We start from the raw sequence: 21174 nt of genomic DNA, 5'->3' as shown, positions 1-21174 counted from the left end.
ATTTATCCTGCGTGTGACATGCCGGCCGTCCGTGGGCGGTACCGGCGTTACGCAGAAATGAAGTTTTAGGTGTCCTCCATGCTGCACATGGACAACCCCAATGATTTTAGCGGTACGCACGCAAAATAGGAAATCCCCCCTACCGCTTGCATGGTTAGGCCTTACCCCGCGAAAGGGGTAGCCTGTAATGCGGTTATTTCGCTGCCACACAAACCTCTTTTTATGAATAAACAAGCCCCATCTACATTCCGCTACCGCTACGACCTCGATGGCCTCCGCGGCATCGCGATCGCTTTGGTTGTTTTATACCACGTCTTCGTCGGTCGTGTTTCCGGTGGCGTCGATGTCTTCCTCCTCCTGTCCGGGTACTTCTTCCTGGGCTCGCAGCTGCGCTATGCCGCGCGGCCGAACGCCTCCCTGAACCCGTGGTGGCCCATCTGGCGCACGCTGCGCAGGTTGGCACCTGCCCTCGTGCTCGTCATCGGTGTGAGCTATGTGCTTGTTCGGATATTTACCCCGAAGCTCATGAACACCGAGCTCACCAAGCAGATCACGGCGACAGTCTTTTACTACCAAAACTGGGAGCTAGCACGGCAAAACGCCGACTACGCTGCCGCCTCCGCAACCACGTCGCCGCTGCAGCACATGTGGTCCATGGCGGTCCAGGGGCAGTTCTATCTCATGGGCATCTTTTTTGCCCTGGGCCTGGCCGCTTTTATGCGGTTGCGCCCGAAGAAGTCGGGGCTTAAGGCGCAGCGCTTCCCCTCCGTAAATTCTATCGCCGGCCCGATCCTCCTCGTGATCACCGTCGCCTCTTTTGCCTACGCCTCGCGCGACGGTCTCTACGGGACCCCTGAGAATTACTACTCCACGTGGTCTCGCGCGTGGGAGCTAACCCTGGGCGCGGTTCTCGTCATCTACGGCTCGCGCCTAAAGATGCCGCAGCATTTGTCCAACGTCGCCACCGCCCTCGGCCTAGCCGCCCTGGCTGGCACCGGCATGCTCATCTCCGACAGCTTGGCTTTCCCGGGCCCGCTGTCACTTCTGCCCATCGGCGGCGCGGTGCTCATCATTATTGGTTCCGGTGGTTCCTTCTCGCGGGTACTGACGGTTCGCCCTTCCCGCTGGCTCGGTGATATCGCCTACCCGCTCTACCTGTGGCACTGGCCGCTCCTCATCATCTCCACCGCCGCGCTCGGCTTTGAAACCCCGCCATGGTGGCTCGGTGCCATCATCATCGCGGTGTCGCTGGGCTTGGCGGATGTGACGCACAGATTCGTCGAGAAGCCCCTGCGCCAGCACCGCAAGCGCCCGCTTGCCGACGACCTCCCCGTCCACCGCGGCCTCGCCGACCTCCGCACCCGCACTGGTGCCCTCCGCGGCGTCGGTGGAGTTGTCGTCGCGGCGTGCACCGTTGCGCTCGTGGCCGTTCAGCCGCTGTGGCAGCGCAGCCTCCAGGAGGCAAACCAAGAGATTCTTGATCCGCAGCTCTACCCTGGGGCAACGACCTTCGTGGAGAACATCACCCCGCCTGAGAACGTGGAGATTAAGCCAGATCCGATTCTCGCGCGCGGCATCCAGCCACCGGTTGCCGATAACTGGTGCTTCATTCCAGAGCAGGAGCCGTCGGACTATTTCATCGAGACGCAGAAGGACGGCGTAACGCCGTGTGTCTTCGGCGACGTCAACTCCGACGTTGAGGTCTACTTGGTGGGCGGTTCGCACGCGGAGCAGTATTCCTCAGCCCTGGATCACTTGGGCCGCGAGATGGGATTCAAGCTGGTGCCGCTCACCCGCGTGGGTTGCCCCATCGAGTTGGGCGATGAGCTCAGCGTCAAGCCATCTTGCGCCGAGTGGAGCAAGGAAGTGGTCAAGCGCATCATCGACGCGGACCCAGCCCTCGTGGTGTCGAATTCGACGCGCCCCGGGCAGGCCCTAGGCCACGGCCCGGACGCCGTCCCGCCGGGATATCAGGCCTTCTGGGACGAACTGGCCAAGCACGATATTCCTTTCCTCGGTTTCCGCGATAATCCGTGGGGATTCGACGAGCACGGCAATGGCCGCCAGTTTGATGAGTGCTACGTGGCCACCCAGGATTCCCTCGGGTGCGGTATGCGCTTCGAGGAGGTTTATGCGCCCTACGATCCGGGCGCAGAGGTCCTCTCCCAGTACAAGAACATGCTGGCCGTAGACACCTCGAAGTGGTTCTGCGATGCCAACGGCGATTGCCCGGTCATCATCGGCAATATCATGGTGTATCGCGATATGCACCACTTCACCACGGCATTCGCGGATTCGGCCATCCCGCTCATCCGTGAAGCGATCACCCCGTTCCTCAATGGCGAGACCGTCCAACAGCAGCCCCCGGAAACCGCCACGTCTACCTCCACGACGAAGGCGGGCCCAGCACCGTCCACCCCGGCGGCGCCGACTCCCGCCAACCCGGTCCCCTACCCTGCCTTCCCTGCGGGCGAGGCCATCTAGTAGCCGCCGCTAGCGCAGGGCTTCGGGCACGTAGGCGCAGGTGGGGTCCGACGCGAGCGGGTCGCCCGTCATGGCAAAAGCCGTGGACCGCGAGCCGCCACACACAGAAGCAAACTCACACACGGAGCACTTGCCGCTCCACGCGTTGGGATCCCTAAGCTTCTTAAACACTGGCGAGTTGGCGTAGATGTCCGGCAGTAGGTGACTCTTGACGTTGCCGCAGTGCAGCGGCAGGAAGCCGTTTGGATAGACGTCCCCCACGTGGTCGATGAAGACAAAGCCGGAACCCGCGTTGATGGCCATCGGCGGCCGCGGGCGGCGCGTGTGAGGATCGGGGCCCAAAATCCGCTCGGTCTCCGCGGTAAGGAAGCGGTACAGTTCGCCGCCCTCGTACTTCTCTCCCCGCTGGGCTTGCAGGACGATGCGCCGATATTGCGGCCCCTCCGTGGTCTTAATGGCAATCCGCGTGGACACGCTGTGCAGCCACTGCATCGCGTCCTCGCGCTCCTGCGGGGTCAGCGCCTCCAAGCCCGTACCGCGGCCGGTGGGTACGAGGAAGAACACACTCCAGAGCTTGGCACCCATCTCGATAACCCGCTCCAACAGCTGCGGGGCCTCATGGACGTTGTTCTTCGTGATGGTGGAGTTGATTTGGAGGCGGAAGCCCACGTCGGTGACCACGCTGGCCATCTCAATCGTGCGGTCGAAGATGCCGGAGAAGCCGCGGAAGTAGTCGTGGGTTGCAGCGCTCGCGCCGTCGAGAGACAGCGACAGCGCGGCCCCTCCCGCCGCGCGCAGGCCCTCGAGGCGCTCGCGCGTCAAACGGGGCGTGACCGACGGCGAAAGCGACACGTTGAGTCCCAGGGACGTGCCGTAGGCGGTGAGCTCTTCCAGGTCGCCGCGCTCAAACGGATCCCCTCCCGTGAGCACCACGAGCGGGCGTGGCTTGTCGTAGCTGGCCAGGGAATCCAGCAGCGCCTTGCCTTCGGCGGTAGTGAGCTGGCCCGGTGCGGGGTCGTGCTGGGCGTCGGCCCGGCAGTGCTGGCACACCAGCTGGCAGGCACGGGTGACCTCCCAGATGGCGATGAACGGTTTGGTAGTGATGTCGTGGCGCATCTGGCGCACCACAGGGCTGGCCTTCACAGTGAGGACCTTTCCACGCGAGAACAGTTTTATCCAACTTTAGTCGGACATATTGTCGCGTGGGTAATCGCCTACTTCTTCTTGTCTTGGCCAAAGTCCAGGTTGTTGAGGTCGATATTCTCCATGCCCTTCGGCATCTTGATATCGCCTAGCCCGGGCATGCCGCCGCCGAGCTGCTCCTGCATCTTCTGCAGCTCCTGCATCGACGGCATACCGCCGCCCATGCCTGGCATTCCGCCGCCACCACGACGCTTCGGCGGCTTGCGCTTGCCGTTCTTGCCCTTGCGGCCCTTCGGCTTCTTCTTAGTAGCCGAGCGCCCGCCGCCCATGCCCGGCATGCCGAAGCGGCCGGCCATCTGGGACATCATCTTCTTGGCTTCGATAAAACGCTCAATGAGCTGGTTGACGTCAGAGACAGCTACACCAGAGCCCAGCGCAATACGCTTGCGGCGCGAAGCGTTGAGAATCTTCGGGTTCTCGCGCTCCTCCGGGGTCATACCGCGGATGATGGCCTGGATGCGGTCGAGCTGCTTCTCGTCGACCATGTCGGCGATCTGGTTCATCTTGTTGCCGCCCGGCATCATCTTGAGCAGGTTGCCCATCGGCCCCAGGTTGCGGACCATGAGCATCATGTCCAAGAAGTCATTGAGCGTCATCTCGCCGGAGCCCATCTTCTTGGCGGCTTCCTCCGCCTTGGACTGATCCAGCTTGGACTCCGCCTGCTCAATGAGCGTCAGCAGGTCACCCATGCCCAGGATGCGCGAGGACATACGCTCCGGGTGGAAGACATCGAAATCCTCGAGCTTCTCGCCGGTGGAGGCGAACATGATGGGCTTGCCCGTCACCTCACGGATGGACAGGGCCGCGCCACCGCGGGCGTCGCCGTCCAGCTTGGTCAGAACGACGCCGGTAAAGTCCACGCCGTCGCGGAAGGCCTCGGCGGTCTGCACGGCGTCCTGGCCGATCATTGAGTCGATGACGAAGAGGACTTCGTCCGGGTTGACGGCGTCGCGGATGTTGCGGGCCTGCGTCATCAGGGTTTCATCGATGCCGAGGCGGCCGGCGGTATCGATGATGACGATATCGTGCTGCGTGCGCTTGGCTTCCTCAATTCCGCGCTTGGCGACGTCCACCGGATCCCCGTGCGAGGTACCCATCTCATGCTCGTGGGAGTTCAGGGAGGTGCCAGGATCCGGCGCGTAGACGTCGACCCCGGCGCGCTCGCCGACGATCTGCAGCTGCTGCACCGCACCCGGGCGCTGGAGGTCACAGGCCACCAGCATCGGGGTGTGCCCCTTGGAAGCCAGGTGCTTGGACAGCTTGCCCGCCAAGGTGGTCTTACCAGCACCTTGGAGGCCGGCGAGCATGATGACCGTCGGCGGATTCTTGGCTAGGTTCAGGCGGCGGGTCTCGCCGCCGAGGATCTCGATGAGCTCCTCGTTGACGATCTTGACCACTTGCTGCGCAGGGTTGAGCGCCTCGGAGACCTCGGCGCCTGCCGCGCGCTCCTTGATGCGCTTGATGAAGCCGCGCACGACGTTGAGCGAGACGTCCGCCTCCAGCAACGCAAGGCGGATTTCGCGCGCTGTGGCGTTGATGTCCGCCTCGGTCAGCTTGCCCTTGCCGCGCAGGCCGGACAGGGCTGATTGCAAGCGGTCAGACAAAGACTCAAACACGTTAGAGTGCTCCCTCAACTATCGTGGATAAATTTATAACTTCCCCAGCTTAGCCGTTGACCAGTGCTTGGGTCACATTCCGGACGAGGGTGGCACGGGGGACGTCGCCAAGCGGCACGGCGTGAAGCACCATCGTGGCGCCCGGTGTGGTGGTGGATAGCCACTCGCACTCCGGAAGCAGCGCGAGCACGTGTCCGAGGGTACCCGGGTAGTCATCGATTCTGAGCTCGAAAACGCCTCTGGTCCACATGGCGGTTGCAGGCCCCGATACGAAATCGGGCAGCACGGTATAGGTTCCGGACTTATAAGACTGCACCAAGCGCTCCTCCACCGTCGCGAGATCGATGGCGCCGTGGAGCGCGCGGATGTCGAACTCGCCGGCGTAGCCCTCCTCCGTGCGCACCAAGCGCGAGGACAGAATGTTCCATCCCAAGGCAGCGATAAGCGCTAGTGGACGCACGGCCTCCCGCTGGTAGCTGCCGCGCCACAGGACGGTGAAGCTATCATCCTCCGGGTTGTGGCGCAGGCCGATGTCGCGGTCAACGGCCACCAGCGGCCGCACCGGACTCAGGGCCTCCAGCTGCGCAAAAGCGCGGGCGCTGACCGCCTCGATTCCATTCTCGAGCCTGCGGTTCCACACGCCTGGGCCGGTGGATTCGGCATCGGTGCGGGCGAGCACGACGAGGAGCGCCAGGGTCAGGTAGTCATAACGCACGGCTTCGAGAAGCTCATCGCGGGCTTCGTCGGAGAAAGGATCGGTGCGGGAGACGATGCGCGCCAAAGTCGTGTGCTCTGCCACCACGGTTTGCACGCGGGAGCGATCCGCCAGGTCGAGGCCGAGCTTGGCGGCAGCGCGCGCCACCATCTCCGCTCCCACGAGTTCGTGCGGGCGGCCGTAGCCTTTGCCGATGTCGTGGTAGAGCCCCACCAAGAGCAGCAGATCGGGCCTCGCTACGGACGTGCGGGCTTCAGCGCACCGAGCGACGGTAAGGATGGAGTGATAGTCCACGGTATGAGAGTGCGTGCGCTCCCGAGGCAGCATTCCGCGGATGTGCTCCCACTCCGGAACGACTCGCTCCCACAAGCCATGGGCGTCCATTTCCTGGATAAGGCGCGGGGTATTGAGCGGCGAGGACAACAGGCTGAAGAAGGCATCCGTTGCTCCCGCGGGCCAGCGCTGCGGCAGGTCTGGCAGCTCGCGTAGTTGTTCCCAAACGTGAGCGGGCACGCTCCTGCCCGAACGCGCCGCAGCGGCGGCGACGCGCAGGAGTAGCCACGGCTCGTCTAGGTCTGCGGTGCGGGCGAGCCTGATTTCGCCGCCCACATCCACGACACCGATGTCGAGTGGCTTGCGGGTGCGGTTGTGGCTGCGCTTAGACACCACTCCCCTAGCCGTCGCGAGCGCCCTCTCGACGGCCCTATCCACCGCCGCGGCGGCGGTGACGACGGCCGCTGATAATTCATAGCGGTCGGCAAAGCCCAGTTCGTGTGCGATCTCCGCAGCGAATTCTGGGTCGAGGATGTCGCGGTGGCGGCGGGCGGTGACGTGGAGGAGCGTGCGGACGTCGAGAAGCAGGGCCTGCTCCTCCTCGAGCGCTGGGGCGTCCGCGAGGTTTCCTAGGGCGAGGGCCCGGAGGAATTGGATATCGCGCAGACCACCGCGCCCATTCTTGATATCCGGGTGGGTCATCGTGGCCAAGGTGCCGGAACGGCGCCAGCGCGCAATGGCGAGATCAACGAAGGCATCGAAATTGCTCTGCAACAGGCGGCGCCACGAGGCATAGACCTGGGCGCGGGTGGAATCCACCAGCTGCTTGTCTCCGGCAACGAAGGCCAGATCCAGTTGCGCGAAGCCGGCGGCGGGATCGGAACCGGCGATGGCGCCGAATTCGCGCGGGGTGCGCACTGCATAATCGAGCCGATACTTAGCGTCCCAGATGGGATACCAGACCTCGGAAACGACTTCCTCGGGCAGCTCCGTGTCATCCGGGTGAAGGAGGATGAGGTCGAGATCGGAAAACGGGGTCATCGCGCGGCGCGCAAAGGAACCGGTGGCTGCAAGCGCGCAGCCGGGCGGAAGCTGCAGGGACTGCGTGAGGCGCATCGCCGCAGCATAAGCGTCCTCACGCAGTTGAGCGGCCGTAGACACGTGTTACAGGGCCGCCTCGCCGCGCTCGCCGGTGCGCACGCGGATGACGTCCTCAATAGGAGTGATCCAGATCTTGCCATCACCGATCTTTCCGGTGTAGGCGGCGTCCACGATGGTGGAGAGGATATCCTCAACCTGTTCGTCAGAGGTCACCACCTCGAGCTTGACCTTGGGAACGAAATCGGTGGCGTACTCGGCGCCGCGGTAGACCTCACTGTGGCCGCGCTGCTGGCCAAAGCCTTGGGTCTCGGTCACCGTCAGGCCATGCACGTCGTGCTGTTCGAGGGCCTCGCGAATGTCCGGCAGCGTGAACGGTTTGACGATGGCAGTGATGAGCTTCATCTGTTACTCCTTAGCTCCGGCGGTGTCGACCCGCGGCTGGACGGTTGGTGCAGGACTAATCCTAGCGTCGTGGGCGTGGCGGCGGTGCGACGCCACGGATTCGCGGAAATCATATGCGGTTTCGCGGTGCTCGCCCAGGTCGATACCCTGCGCTTCATCCTCGATTCGCCAGCCCATGGTGGCGCGGATGAGGAGCGCCGCAAGCAAGGTGACGAGCCCCGACACCAGCATCGCCACAACCGCAATCAGCGTTTGAACGACGAGCAGCTTGAGCCCTTCAGTGAAGTGACCGGTGAGGATGCCGTTATCCGTAGCGAAGAAGGCTAGGCCAATCGTGCCCCACAATCCTGCGCACAGTTGCACCCCGACGACGTCCAGGGAATCATCGAAGCCCCAGCGGTACTTCAGGCTGATGCACAAGCAGGCGATAATCCCGCCGAGGAAGCCGAGGGCGATGGAACCGAGCGGAGTCAGCGCTCCTGCCGCCGGGGTGATGGCGACGAGGCCTGCGATAGCTCCGGATGCAGCGCCGAGTGAAGTGGCGGCACGGTCACGAATTCGCTCCACCAACATCCAGCCGAGCATCGCGGCGGCCGCAGCAACGGTGGTATTCAACCACGCCACACCTGCAAGGCCATCCGCAGCGAAGGCAGAACCGCCATTGAAACCGAACCAGCCGAACCACAGCAACGCGGCGCCGAGCATCACCATCGGGAGGTTGTGCGGCCTATCGACGTGCTTCGGAAATCCCGCGCGCGGGCCCACGACAATCGCGAGGACTAGGGCTGCAGCTCCGGCAGAAATGTGCACGACGGTACCGCCGGCGAAGTCGATGGGAGCGATGAGCGCCTCACCTTCCGAGACACCGAAGAGCCACGCCGCGAGGGAGCGCGGGGCGTGGGAGAGAATTCCCCCTCCCCACACCATGTGGGCGAGCGGGAAGTAGGCAAAGGTTACCCAGATACCCGCGAAGGTTAACCAGGCCGAGAACTTCACGCGGCCGGCGATGGCACCGGAGATAATAGCCGTCGAAATAATAGCGAAGGTGGCTTGGAAGCCGATATCGATGACGGCGGGGTAGCCAGAACTACCAAGAAGATACTCGTTGGAAGGACCTGTGATCTGGCCACGCAAGCCCCACGCTTCAAACGGGTTGCCCACGATGCCGGCAAAAGAGCTTCCCGCATAGGACATGGACCAGCCCCACAAGACATAGAGCACAGGCACAAGCGCGAGCGCGCCGAAGGACATCATCATCATGTTAAGGACATGACGATTGCCCGCCATGCCGCCATAAAACAACGCCAATCCGGGGGTCATGAGCAACACCAATGATGCGCTGATCAGCATCCACGCTGCATCACCGGAAGAGAATGCATCAGGAGTCATACTTCAACTAACCCCTTTTCTATAGCTTGATAGGTACAATTCCCAAAATATCTTTAGCTCTATAGTTTTGGGAAGAAGGATGAGTCCTAGATCACATTTGGGATCCAAAAAAGCGGCGAGGGCATTGTTGCCCTCGCCGCTCACTTAAACGTGCGCCCTAGATTTCCTCCTCGGACGCTTCCACGGTCTGCGCTTGCTGGCGCATACGTTTGGCGTACTTCACATCCGTGACGGTCACGCCGTAGATGGAACGGCCCATGTAAAAAGAGCCCACCGAACCGATGATCCACACGCCGAAACAAGCAATGAGGACACGGACCAGCGACCACAGCGAGAACCCGTTCTCGGCAAAGTCAACGACCAGCTTCGCCACGAGCAGAAGAGGAACGGCCAACCCGACCGTCGGTCCCAGTAGGTTGACTCGGGTCAGAGCATCGGGCGCGCGCCACAAAGCGATGGCCGTCGCGATAACCAGGACCGTGGCCACAACCAGCAGAACCGAAGCAATAATCTCCGCGATAGTCATGGTTTTACCTCCTGCCCTTCGAGATGATGCGGGCCATCGACAACGTCGGCAGCACGCCCGCCGCGATGCCCGCGAGCATCGCGATGTCGTAGACGATGGACGCGTGATTGGTCATGGCCCATGCAAAGTACATGCACATCATGCCGTAGAAGACCATGTCACTCATCACGGTGCGGGTGAGCTCATCGCGAGAGCGCAACGCCAGCACCAACGCCGAGCACACCGATGCGCCAATGAGGAACACACAGACAAAGACAACCCATTGAAAGGCGCTCATCGAGGAAAAATCAATCACTTCTTATCATCCTTTCGGGCGTCCTTGCCCGGCACGACCTGACGCAGCGGCCACACGGAATACTTCTCCACGTCGTTCGCTGCCAGCGGGGTATCGTCCGCCTTCGCGATATCGGGGGCGCGCATATGACGGCCCAGCGTATCCAGCGGATACTCGTAGAACGTCGGGGCCAGCTCCTCCGTCGGGCCCTGGCCAGGCACGCCATAATCGATGCCCTTCACTCGTGGCGCGAGGCGCTCCTCCATGTCCGCGAGGTCCGCCATGACACTGGCCGGGTCATCCCCCATCACGGCTTGGACCAGCACGATGCGCGGAAGGCCTTCGGCAACCGGCTCGCGCAAGCCCAACGACAAGGTGCCCGGCGTTGCGGTAATGGACGAGGTGAACCAGAAGATCTCCCAGGCGCTCGTCACACGCAAGGGGTACCGAAGCACCACTGGGCGATAGTTGTTATGCGGCTTGAAGGATTCCATGGCGAGCGAAAAGCCCGCGACGAAGATCTCCTTAATGAGCCACAGAGCGTAGACAACTGCATGCACAGCACTCTTCATTTAACGGCCCTCCTGAAGGGAGTCGATATCGGGTAGGGCTACGGGGTCGTCGCCAAGCACTGCGTGTGCGTAGGCCTCCGTGTCCAACAAATCCTCCGATGCCTCCATGGTGACACTAATGACCGGCCCGGACAGGATGAACATGGTCAGCGAGCCCAAGATTAACGCCGCCGAGGGAGCCATCAGCTTCTTGCGAATCACAAGTTCATCGGGCACCTTCTCCTTGGGCAGGTCCTTGCCCCAGAAGACGCGGCGCCACACGCGCAACATGGCCAAGAACGCTGCGAAGGAGGCGATGATAATCACCGCGATAACGGTCCAGGCCCATCCCCCGCCGGTACGGGCGATTTCCGCGACGATGAGGACCTTGCCCCACATACCGGAGAAAGGCGGGAAGCCCACGACGGAGAAGGCACCGGCGGCGAAGATCCACGCGATAATCGGATCACGGCGCGCCAAGCCAGAAAGCTTGTTGAGCCTGCCCGTACCGTACGTCTCCTCGATGGCACCGGAGGCCAAGATGAGGGAGCCCACCGTGAGCATGTGGTGAATCGTGTAGAGAATGCCGGCAGCCAACGCGCGCTGCGCATCGTGGGTAGTGAAGGCCATCATCACGAGGATGAAGGGCATACCGTTGAGCATCTGGTATCCCAGCACGCGGCGGATGGAGTTTTCAGCCAAGCCGCCGAAAGCACCAACCAGCATGGAGATGATCATGATGACGATGATGAGTGTCCCCCACCGCTGGTCCATATCAAAGAGCTGCACCCACAGGCGGTAGAGCATGTACACCGCGACCTTGGTGTGCAGGCCAGAGAACAGGCCCATGACGGCAGCCGACGTACCCGGGTAGGTGCGCGGCAGCCACGACTGCACGGGGAACACACCGGCCTTCGCGGCGATGGCGATAACGATGATGCCGGAGGCCACCGTCACCGGACCGTTGCCGGCGGCAGCGCCCGTCAGCGCCGCCAAGTTGACCACGCCCGTAACCGAATAGATATAGCCCACGCCGACCACAAGCAGTGTGGAGGCGAACAGGTTGACCAGCACGAAAGCGCGGCCTGCGGCCAAGCGCGACCACGTACCCGACATCGTGATGAGGCCGTAGGACGGCAGCAACATGACCTCAATGAACACGAAGAAGTTAAAGAGGTCAGCGGTGAGCAGGGCGCCGCACACGCCGGTGATCAGGATAAGGGTCAGCGACGGGTAATAGCGCGACTTGGTCTCACCACCAACGATGGCGAACCAGTTGGCGCCGAAGGCCACGATCATCGTCGTGATGAGCATGAGAGCCGAGAAGGTGTCGGCAGCAAAGGCGATACCCGCGTTGCCCACGTAATTGCCCACCGTGTGCGCCACCACGCCATTGTTCATGGTGTAGAGCAGCAGCGCGAAGGAGGCGAAGATGCCTACGCCCGGCACGATGAGCATGATGGCATCGCGCACACGGTGCCACGGCGCGAGCAGCGCCAGCGCCGCCGATACCAGTGGAACCGCTGGGAAGAGCGGAAGAAGAGCGCTTACAGTGTCATACATTTACTTCTCCCCCTCGTGGTCAAGTTCCTTCAGACGATCCATCTTGTTGGCCGAACGCTGCAGAATCTCCCGGTTTTGGGTATCGCGGCCCAGCGTGGAGAAGGCGTGGTCAATGGTGTTGTCATCCACCGGTTCGACAACATCCGTGTCATCGTTGGCGCCCATCGCCGCCATGGTCAGCAGAATCGTGGAGGTGGCCATGGAGATCACCACGGCGGTCAGAACGAATGCCTGCGGCAGCGGGTCCGCCATCTGGTCCGCCGGTACCTGTGACGGGAAGGACTCTCCGCGGTAGGAGTACACGCCGGTAGCCAAGAGCATGAGGTTGGCGCCGTGGCCAAAGGCCATCATGCCCAACACGATGTGGACCAAGCCGCGCTGCTGGATGAGGTAGACAGCGCTACCGATGAGCAGTGCAATAGTCAGTGCGAGGATCATGAATTCTTCTCCTCTGTAGCCGGAGTGTGGTGGGGCGAAGACGCGCGGTGGCGCGCCTCGGATTCATTGAGCAAGGCCAGTGGATCCGAGGATGGGTTGATGGATTCGGGGTACGGATCATCGATGTCCTCCATCACCACGCGCGGCGTGTTCGGCAGCGCCGAGTCATCATCGTGGACCCACGGCAGGAAGTCCCGCTCAGTGCCCGGGCGCAAGTAGCCGCCCAAGGCATTGATGGCCATGGTGAGCATGCCCAGGACCGCCAGGTAGATACCCAGGTCAAAGATGAGCGACGTGGTCCAGTGCTGCCCCAGCGCGTGGCCGTGGATGGCAGTCAAGAAACCACCGGAGCCGTGCGAGGTCGGAATGTAGCCGATGAATCCCGCCGTCAGCGCAACGATGATGCCCACGCCGGTGAGGTGAATTGGGGTCATGCGGCCGAAGACGATCTCATCGGTGCCGCGAGAGAGATACGTCAGGCCGATGGCCGCGCCCATAATGAGAGCAGCCGGGAAGCCACCGCCGGAAGCCTGGTGGCCGCGGTAGAACACGATAAAGGACATGACCACCAGAATCGGGATGGCAATGGAAATTCCCTTGCGCAGCGGAACCGAGTTGAGCTGCGACTGGCCGAACGGTGCCGGACGCGTACCGGAGGTGAACGGGAAGCGCGGCAGCGTCGACGTGACCGCGGCGATCACCACGGCGGCCATGCCGAGCACCGACAGCTCACCCAGGGTATCGAGTGCACGGAACTCCACGATGATGGTGGCCACGACGTTATCGCCGCCAGTGATGTCTGGGGCGTTATTGAGGTACCACATGGACAAGTCGGAGCGCTCGTGGCGGCCCATCAGCACCCACACACCAAGGAATGCGGTGATACCCGCGAGCACCGCCACCACGATGGAGCCAACCTTGCGGTTGGTGTTCTGTACTGGGTGGAATTTCTCCGGCAGGTAGCGCAGGACCATCATCATGACGATGACGGACAGCGCCTCCACCGTGAACTGAGTCAAGGCAACGTCCGGTGCACCCAGCAGGAACATCTGCAAGGTCACGCCGGTACCCGCGGTACCAATCATGACCGCACCCGTGAGGCGGTTGCGGGTACGAACCAAGCCAAACATCGACAGCGCCACGATGCCCAGCGGCAGCAGATCCCACGGATTATCAAGGCCATCCACGCGCGGGTTCAAGGCCACGCCGTCGACACCCGTCGACACCAGAGTGGAGCCCGCAAGAATGATGACGAGGAGGACAATCGGCAGGATGAGCTTCGACGGGTTGTGGGTATCCGACATGCGGCCGACGAAACGTCCGAAGGCTGCGCACTCGTCCTGAATCCACTTCAGGATTTGGTTACCAGTGCGCGGCAACAGTTGGCGCTCCTCCATCGCGGTCGACAGCGGCGTACGGAAGAACAAACCGACGACGCCAGAGATGAGAACCACGACAGAAATAAGCAGCGGGACGTTCAGGCCGTGCCACAGCGCAAGGTGAGAATGCCCCTCCATGCCGATGGCCGCCACGACGTCATCAAGCGGCCCATCGAGCGCGCCCATGACGAAGATGATCGGCACCGACATCACACCGGGAAGAGCCGCGGGCAGCCACAACCGCACCGGCGCCTCATGGACCTTAGACATATCGCGCGGGCCGTCGAAGAAAGCACCAAAGACGATCTTGGCGGAGTAGGTAAACGTGAAGAACGCACCCACACCCGCAACGATGAGCAAGAGCACCTGTCCGGCCGATCCGATGGGCGCGTCCTCGAAAGCGGTCAGCATGCCTTCCTTCGACACGAAACCGAAGAGCGGCGGGACCGCAGCCATGGAGGCAGCGCCGATGAGCATGGAGCCAAAGGTCCACGGCATCTTGTTCCACAGCACGCCGAGGCGGCGGATGTCACGTGAACCAGCCTCATGGTCAATCACGCCGATGAGCATGAAGATGGAGGACTTAAACAGCGCGTGTGCCAGCGTGTGCACGAGGGCCGCCGCGATGGCGAAGGGCGTGCCAACACCAATCGTGGCCACGATCCAACCCAGGTGGGACACGGTGGAATACGCGGTCAGCTTCTTCAGGTCCGTCTTCTGCACGGCGAAGACCGCCGACATGACGGCGGTACCCATGCCGACCACGATGAGCAGCCAGTTCCACGCTGCAACATCATGGAAGATAGTAGAGAAACGAATCAACAGGTACACGCCGGCCTTGACCACGGCCGCCGCGTGCAGGAAGGCCGAGACCGGCGTGGCAGCCGCCATAGCCTCCGGCAACCAGAAGTGGAAGGGGAACTGCGCGGACTTGGTGAATGCCGAGGCCGCGATGAGAATGGCAACCCCGGTGGTCAGGCCTGGGCGCTCGGCCCATACATCGGAGGCGAGGATGTCTTCCAGGTTCGTCGTCCCCGCTGCCGTCGCGGCAATCGCCACACCTGTCAACAAGGTGAGGCCGCCGATGAAGGTCAGGATGAGTGTGCGCTGCGAACCGGCCTCACCGGACTTGCCGCTGCGTGCGATCAACATGAACGACGCCAGCGATACCAGCTCCCACGCCAGGAAGAGCACGACGACGTCATTAGCCAGCACGAGCAAGAGGATCGACAGCGTAAACGCGGTCATCAGCACATAAAAGCTGACGTTGCCTTTCCCCTTGGGCAGGTAGGCAGCGGAATAGGTAAAAACCACAGCGCCGATGACGAGAGCCAACATCGCAAAGAAAACGCCCAGCGCATCGCCGCGGAAGGCGAGGTTAACGTCGACGCCTGGTGCGATGACATCACGCACCCACGTCACGGAATAGGACAGTTCTTCGCCACGGGCCAGTGCCGGAAATTCTTTAGCCAACAGTGCCGCTGCGATAATAAAAATGCCGGCTAGCGGGTAGCCGGCTGCGCGATCAGCAACCTTGACGGCTACCGGTGCTAGCGCCACTGCGACAGCTGCGAGGAGGACGACATACAAGAGTGTCACGAAAGAGTAGCCTCACGAACCGTTGTTAGGGCTGAAAACTCAGCCTCACATAGACAGGACTGTCCTAGACTACCATTGTGACCTCCCCCAAAGCACATCTTTAATGGGATGGAGACGACGAAAGCGCCTCACAAAGGAGGCGCTGCGTCTCGAAAGAACTTAGGTATAGCCCAGGGATCTATAAGGTCTTACTTCTCCCCCAGCAAGGCATCGACGAATCCCTCAACCTCAAACGGCGCGAGGTCATCGGCTCCTTCGCCGAGGCCCACGAGCTTGACCGGCACACCCAGTTCTTCCTGAACTTGGAAGACGATGCCGCCCTTTGCCGTGCCATCGAGCTTGGTCAGGACAACACCAGTGATGTCGACGACATCGCGGAAAATGCGCGCCTGCGTCAGGCCGTTCTGCCCCACCGTCGCGTCCAGGACAAGCAGGACCTCGTCGACCTCGGTCTTCTTCTCCACCACGCGCTTGACCTTGCCCAGCTGGTCCATGAGGTCAACGGAGGTGTGCAGACGCCCAGCAGTATCGATGAGGACCACGTCCACGCCCTGGTCCACACCAGCGGCGACGGCATCGAAGGCCACGGAAGCCGGGTCCGCGCCTTCCTTGCCGCGCACCGTCGATGCGCCTACGCGGCGACCCCAGGTCTCGAGCTGATCAGCTGCCGCTGCACGGAAGGTATCCGCCGCGCCGAGCAAAACGTTGTGGCCCATCGCCACGAGCACGCGCGCGAGCTTGCCCGTCGTAGTGGTCTTGCCGGTGCCGTTGACGCCAACGACCATGATGACGGCAGGCTTGCCGTCGTTCGGCATGGCCTTGATGGAGCGGTCCATCTCCGGATGGCCAACCTCGATGAGTGCCTCGCGCAGCATGGCGCGTGCTTCCGCCTCGGAGCTCACGCCGCGTTCAGCGATCTTCTCGCGCAGGGAGTCGGTGACTTTCATCGTGGACTTGGTGCCCAGATCAGCCATGATGAGGGTGTCTTCAATCTCTTCCCAGGCATCATCATCCAGATCACCAGCGGAAAGAATACCCATGAGGCCTTGGCCGATGGCGTTCTGCGAGCGGGACAGGCGCCCACGCAGCTTGCCCAAGCGGCCGGCGGCCGGTGCGATATCCTCCTGCGGCTGAGATGCCGGGGCCTCAACGACCTCGGCGTCCTCGGAAACTTCCAGCTCCTCGGGCTCAGCCTCGAGCGCCGCGCTTGCCGACGCCGCCTGCGCCCCCGCCGCCGCAGCGGCTTCCTCTGCTTCAGCCTCCTCTGGCTCGGGCTGCGCTTCTGGTTCAGGCTGTACTTCTACCTCTTCCGCTGCCTCTTCTTCGGCTTCAGACTGAGCAGAAGGCTCCTCCTCTACCTTCGGGGCCTCGTCCACTGCTTCTGCCTCAGCAGCTTCGGGAGCTTCGGGCTCCGGCTCAGTGGTTTCTTGCTCGGCGGCTGGGGCATCGTCCTCCGCGCCTTCTTCTAGAGCGTCCTTATCATCCTTGTCAGCGGCAGCGGCTCCGGTCACGGCAGTACCAGCGGCTGCGGCGCCCGCGGCACCTGCCGCGACAACGCCAGCGGAAGAGTCTTTTCCCTCTTCTTCTTTTGCCGGCTCCGGCTCGCTCACTGGCTTGGCCTCTGCCGCCGGTTCCGGCTTAACCTCAGCCTTAGCCTCCGCCTCGGGCTTAGTTTCTACCGTTGGTTGTGCCTCCGCCTCCGGCTCCGCCTTAGGCTTCGTGCCCTTCGGTGTTTCCTCGGTGCCCTCTAACTGCGCATTCGCCAGCTCAGTGGCATCACGCTGCTCCGCCTGCGGCTCAGGCTTGGGCTCAGCAGGGGCCTGCGCCGGCTGCTCGGGCTTCGAGGCGGTGACAGGCTCCTTAGTTGTACCGCCACCAGCAGGGGCAAAGTTAAAGCCAGACTTGGCCTGGTAGTTGCCGGACTTCTGCTGTTGGGTCAGCTCCTTCGGCTCCTCCGCGGGCTTTTCGAAGGAGACCTTCTTCGACTCGCCGCGCTTCTTGCCCAGGACGATGAACAAGACCACCAGCAGAATCAGGACGATGACTGCTATCGCAATCCACAGAAAAGTAGTATTCATGCCCTCCATAGTGCCAGGGTTGTTCGCGCCCGGCACGATGAGGAGGGCGAAAGCCTCGGTCTGGCACCGCGCCGTTAGCGCGGAGCATCCACACCAAGGCGCGTGGCGTCCTCCGCCGCCTGAGCCGTGCCCGGCGCCTCACCCGCACGGGTCATGCGCTGTGAAATCACGCGCGTGACACCATCGCCGCGCATCGTCACGCCGTAAAGGACGTTGGCCACGTCCATCGTCGGCTTCTGGTGAGTGATGACGATGAGCTGAGAATCCTTGCGCAGCTCCTCGAAGAGGGCGATGAGGCGGCGCAGGTTGACGTCGTCCAGCGCGGCCTCCACCTCATCCATGACGTAGAACGGTGAGGGGCGCGCGCGGAAAATAGCCACGAGCATCGCCAGCGCGGTCAGTGACTTCTCGCCGCCCGACAGCAGCGTCAGGCGCTTGACCTTCTTGCCCGGCGGGCGAGCCTCCACCTCGATGCCGGTGGCCAGCATGTCATCCGGCTCAGTGAGGATGAGTCGGCCCTCGCCGCCGGGGAAGAGTGTTTGGAAAACCTTGGGGAACTCCGCCTCCACGTCGTGCCAGGCATCCGTGAACAGCTGCAAGATCTGCGCGTCAACGTCCTCAATGACTCCGGCCAAATCCTTGCGCGCCTGAATCACGTCATCGAGCTGCGTGGACAGGAAGCTATAGCGCTCCTCCAGCGCCTTGTACTCCTCCAAGGCCAGCGGGTTCACCTTGCCCAAGGAGTTGAGGTCCTTCTCGGCCTGCTTCAACCGCTTGGTCTCGGCGGAACGATCGAAGCCCTCGCCCGGCGTGTAGCCCTTGAGCAGGTCGGGGATCGCAATGCCCAGCTGCTCCACGATCTTGCCCTCGGCCTCATCCACGCGCACCTGCGCCTGGCTGCGGGCAATCTCCGAGTTGTGCGCGGAATCGGTCAGGCGATCGAGCTGCTGGCGGGTTGCGGAGACCGCCTGCTTCGCCGACTGCGCACGCCCCTGCAGCACGCCGCGCTGGGTCACTAGCTCATCGCGTTCCTCAGCTGCGCGCTCAAGTGCCTGCGTAGTGCGGGCGGCTAGGTCCTGGGCATGCTTGTCGACGGCCCCCGCCAACCGCGCCTGCGCCTGCCGGCGGGCCATCGCCTGATCGTGGCGTGCCTTAGCTTGGCGCTCATGCTGAGCTTGGCGCCGCAGGGCCTCTCCCTTGCCGGCTGCCTGGCCTACCTTTTCCTCCGCGCTGCGGGCCGCCAGTTGAGCCTCTACCTCCATGGCCTTGACCTGTTCAAGGGCGGCCGAGGCTGCATCGCGTTCCACCGAGGAAGGTTCATCCGCTTGCTCATCGGCGTCCACGCGCGACAAGCGGTCACGAGCCTCCGCCAGTTCTTTGCGCAGGCGGGCCAGCTGCACCTCGATATCCGTGGCGCGGGCGGCGGCCTTTTCGTGCTCAGCCTTGTTTGCCTCGTACTGTTTGAGCAAGCGCTGGTGGTCGCGCTTCCACGCCTCGAGCTCGTGATCGTGCTCGCGCAGCGCGGCCTTAGCGCTCGCCGCGCCTACCCGGGCATCATCGGCGGCTAGCTTCGCGCCTTCCAGCGTGCCTGATAGCTCCTCCAGCTCGTGGGTGGCGGTTTCCAACTGTTGCTCGGCTTCTGTAATCTGGCCGCTCACCTCGACCGTGGAGACGGCACCAGTTCCGGCCTCGACCCAGCCTTCACCAACCAGCAAGCCCTCGGCGGTGACGGCCCGCAGGCGCGGATCTTCAGCAATGAGCTCGCGGGCCGCGGCATAGTCATCCACCAGAACGACGTCGGAGAGCAACCGTGTCACCGCCGCCGATACTTCCGGGACCAAGACCATCTGGTCGAGCAACCAGCTAGCACCGGAGGGCAAGTCCGCATCAAGGCGCCAGGCTGAACCGGTAGGTTCCGTGGAGACGTCGATCAACGGAGTGCGGCTCGCCTCAGCGAGATCACCCACGATGTCCCCACTCACCGCGCCGGCCTGCGCCTCCGCGAAGGAACCGAGTGCCGCCGCGACGGCCGTTTCATAACGCGTAGAGATGAACTCCGCGAGAGGCTTAAAACCCTCCCCCAGCTCGAGCGCTTCCGGAGCGGTCTGGCCCAGCGTATCGATCCTGGCTCGCAGGCTGTACACGGTGCGCTCGCGCTCCCGCTGGGCATCGCGCAGCTGCTCCAAGCGTTTATCGGCCGCGGCGGACTCGCTGGCCGCGCGCACGTGCGCTTCTTCCAGCGGCTCACGCTCGGCAGCCAGGTGCTCTAGTTTGTCCGCTACCTCATCGGCCTCCGCCTGCGCTCCCCTGGTGCGCGCTTTCGTGTTCGCCAGGGTTTCTTCCTGGCGCGCCAACTCAGATTCCGCGGAGCTTACCTGACCCGCCAGGTTTTCCTCGGCCGCGATGAGGCGGACCACGCCTTCGCGGCGATCCGCAATGGCGCGCAGCTGCGCCATGTGCTCCTTGTCCGCGGCCTCGAAGGCTTCCCGGCGCTCAGCCACTTCCTCCCGGATCGATTCCAAGCGCTCCGCCGCTTCTTCGGCAGCGGCCAGCAGCTCGTCGTGCTCCTCGTCGGCACGCCGGGCGCGCGCCTCCAGCTCCTCCGGATCCTGGCCGGCATAGGCCACCTGGGATCCGACGTTGCTGGCGCGCTCGGCCGCAATACGCTGCGTGGCAGAGATGCGTTCGCTCAGCGTCGATAGCTCGAACCACAACTTCTGCGCGGCCTCCGCGCGCGGAGTGACATCCCCCAACTCGGCCTCTACCTCGAGCTGAATTTCCGTGGCCTCTTCCAGCTGCGCCGTGACTACCTCGACCTGCTCGGCGAGCACCACAGCGCGTTTCTCGGCATCCTCGAACGTGGCACGCAACCTGACCACACGGTCACCGGCGAGGCGCAGGCGAGCATCGCGCAAATCCGCTTGCACAGTGGCTGCGCGTTGGGCGGCCTCCGCCTGGCGGGCCAGCGGCTTGAGCTGTTTTCCCAGCTCATCGGTCAGGTCTTGCAGGCGGTCCAGGTTGGCCTGCATGCCCGTGAGCTTGCGCTGCGCCTTTTCCTTACGGCGGCGGTGCTTAAGCACGCCCGCGGCTTCCTCAATATAGGCGCGACGATCTTCTGGTCGGGACTCCAGGATCTCCGCCAGTTTTCCTTGGCCCACGATGATGTGCATCTCGCGGCCAATGCCGGAATCCGACAGCAGCTCTTGGATATCCATGAGGCGGGCCTTTGACCCATTGATCTCATACTCGCTCGCGCCATCCCGGTACATGCGGCGGGTGACGGAGACCTCCGAGTACTCGATGGGCAATGCGCCATCGGAGTTATCGATGGTCAGTGTGACCTCAGCGCGGCCAAGGGCCTTGCGCTCACCGGCGCCAGCAAAGATGACGTCCTGCATCTTGCCGCCGCGCAGCGTCTTGGCGCTGCCTTCACCCATGACCCACGCCAGTGCGTCGACGACGTTAGATTTGCCCGAGCCATTCGGGCCCACCACGGCGCAGATACCGGGCTCGAATTTCAGGTTCGTCGCGGACGCAAAAGACTTGAATCCCTTGAGCGTGAGCGATTTGAGGTGCATTCGAC

General features: G+C 63.0%; 14 protein-coding genes. 1 reads left to right on the top strand and 13 read right to left on the bottom strand.

Annotated features, from left to right (window positions below; genetic code table 11):
- Positions 1-222: 222 nt before the first annotated feature.
- Positions 223-2484: an acyltransferase family protein gene (locus ACUY3D_RS08070; protein ID WP_070520011.1), complete on the top strand. Its 2262-nt coding sequence runs from the start codon at positions 223-225 to the stop codon at positions 2482-2484.
- A 9-nt stretch (positions 2485-2493) separates the two neighbouring features.
- Here the strand turns inward: ACUY3D_RS08070 and ACUY3D_RS08065 are convergent, their stop codons facing one another.
- The 13 genes from ACUY3D_RS08065 to smc form a co-directional block, all read right to left on the bottom strand.
- Entirely contained in the window at positions 2494-3600 is a 1107-nt protein-coding gene (locus ACUY3D_RS08065) for a TIGR04053 family radical SAM/SPASM domain-containing protein (protein ID WP_083299255.1), read from the bottom strand.
- A gap of 98 nt (positions 3601-3698) precedes the next feature.
- Entirely contained in the window at positions 3699-5303 is a 1605-nt protein-coding gene (ffh, locus tag ACUY3D_RS08060; protein ID WP_269948046.1) for a signal recognition particle protein, read from the bottom strand.
- A gap of 49 nt (positions 5304-5352) precedes the next feature.
- Positions 5353-7452: a [protein-PII] uridylyltransferase gene (locus ACUY3D_RS08055; protein WP_070520005.1), complete on the bottom strand. Its 2100-nt coding sequence runs from the start codon at positions 7450-7452 to the stop codon at positions 5353-5355.
- 3 nt (positions 7453-7455) lie between these two features.
- Positions 7456-7794, bottom strand: a complete 339-nt coding sequence (locus tag ACUY3D_RS08050) for a P-II family nitrogen regulator (protein WP_070520003.1) — start codon at positions 7792-7794, stop codon at positions 7456-7458.
- Positions 7795-7797: 3 nt separating this feature from the next.
- Complete coding sequence (locus ACUY3D_RS08045; protein ID WP_269948045.1) at positions 7798-9183, bottom strand: ammonium transporter; 1386 nt, start codon at positions 9181-9183, stop codon at positions 7798-7800.
- A gap of 157 nt (positions 9184-9340) precedes the next feature.
- The gene (locus ACUY3D_RS08040) at positions 9341-9709 is read right to left on the bottom strand and encodes a Na+/H+ antiporter subunit G (protein ID WP_070519999.1); all 369 of its coding nucleotides are present in this window, start codon (positions 9707-9709) and stop codon (positions 9341-9343) included.
- A 4-nt stretch (positions 9710-9713) separates the two neighbouring features.
- Positions 9714-9986: a cation:proton antiporter gene (locus ACUY3D_RS08035; protein ID WP_029158995.1), complete on the bottom strand. Its 273-nt coding sequence runs from the start codon at positions 9984-9986 to the stop codon at positions 9714-9716.
- A 14-nt stretch (positions 9987-10000) separates the two neighbouring features.
- Entirely contained in the window at positions 10001-10555 is a 555-nt protein-coding gene (locus tag ACUY3D_RS08030) for a monovalent cation/H+ antiporter subunit E (RefSeq protein ID WP_070519997.1), read from the bottom strand.
- Complete coding sequence (locus tag ACUY3D_RS08025) at positions 10556-12097, bottom strand: monovalent cation/H+ antiporter subunit D family protein (protein WP_070519994.1); 1542 nt, start codon at positions 12095-12097, stop codon at positions 10556-10558.
- A complete protein-coding gene (locus ACUY3D_RS08020; protein ID WP_070519992.1) occupies positions 12098-12535 on the bottom strand; it encodes a sodium:proton antiporter in 438 nt (145 codons plus the stop codon).
- Positions 12532-15513, bottom strand: a complete 2982-nt coding sequence (locus ACUY3D_RS08015) for a DUF4040 family protein (protein ID WP_448240818.1) — start codon at positions 15511-15513, stop codon at positions 12532-12534. Before ACUY3D_RS08015 ends, ACUY3D_RS08020 begins: the two co-directional genes overlap by 4 nt.
- A 188-nt stretch (positions 15514-15701) precedes the next feature.
- Positions 15702-17591 carry a signal recognition particle-docking protein FtsY gene (gene ftsY, locus ACUY3D_RS08010; protein WP_070519988.1) on the bottom strand — a complete coding sequence of 630 codons (1890 nt, stop codon included), beginning with the start codon at positions 17589-17591 and terminating at the stop codon, positions 15702-15704.
- A gap of 74 nt (positions 17592-17665) precedes the next feature.
- Positions 17666-21169 carry a chromosome segregation protein SMC gene (gene smc, locus ACUY3D_RS08005; protein WP_070565525.1) on the bottom strand — a complete coding sequence of 1168 codons (3504 nt, stop codon included), beginning with the start codon at positions 21167-21169 and terminating at the stop codon, positions 17666-17668.
- Between the last annotated feature and the right edge of the window lie 5 nt (positions 21170-21174).

Source organism: Corynebacterium guaraldiae (assembly GCF_053480195.1).
This window is presented reverse-complemented; position numbering and strand designations above follow the sequence as displayed.

Coding starts and splice junctions, on each gene's coding strand:
- ACUY3D_RS08040 (WP_070519999.1), bottom strand. CDS start 9,709: ATGACTATCGCGGAGATTATTGCTTCGGTTCTGCTGGTTGTGGCCACG.
- ACUY3D_RS08050 (WP_070520003.1), bottom strand. CDS start 7,794: ATGAAGCTCATCACTGCCATCGTCAAACCGTTCACGCTGCCGGACATT.
- ACUY3D_RS08070 (WP_070520011.1), top strand. CDS start 223: ATGAATAAACAAGCCCCATCTACATTCCGCTACCGCTACGACCTCGAT.
- ftsY (WP_070519988.1), bottom strand. CDS start 17,591: ATGAATACTACTTTTCTGTGGATTGCGATAGCAGTCATCGTCCTGATT.
- ACUY3D_RS08045 (WP_269948045.1), bottom strand. CDS start 9,183: ATGACTCCTGATGCATTCTCTTCCGGTGATGCAGCGTGGATGCTGATC.
- ACUY3D_RS08065 (WP_083299255.1), bottom strand. CDS start 3,600: ATGCGCCACGACATCACTACCAAACCGTTCATCGCCATCTGGGAGGTC.
- ACUY3D_RS08035 (WP_029158995.1), bottom strand. CDS start 9,986: ATGAGCGCCTTTCAATGGGTTGTCTTTGTCTGTGTGTTCCTCATTGGC.
- ACUY3D_RS08030 (WP_070519997.1), bottom strand. CDS start 10,555: ATGAAGAGTGCTGTGCATGCAGTTGTCTACGCTCTGTGGCTCATTAAG.
- smc (WP_070565525.1), bottom strand. CDS start 21,169: ATGCACCTCAAATCGCTCACGCTCAAGGGATTCAAGTCTTTTGCGTCC.
- ACUY3D_RS08020 (WP_070519992.1), bottom strand. CDS start 12,535: ATGATCCTCGCACTGACTATTGCACTGCTCATCGGTAGCGCTGTCTAC.
- ACUY3D_RS08025 (WP_070519994.1), bottom strand. CDS start 12,097: ATGTATGACACTGTAAGCGCTCTTCTTCCGCTCTTCCCAGCGGTTCCA.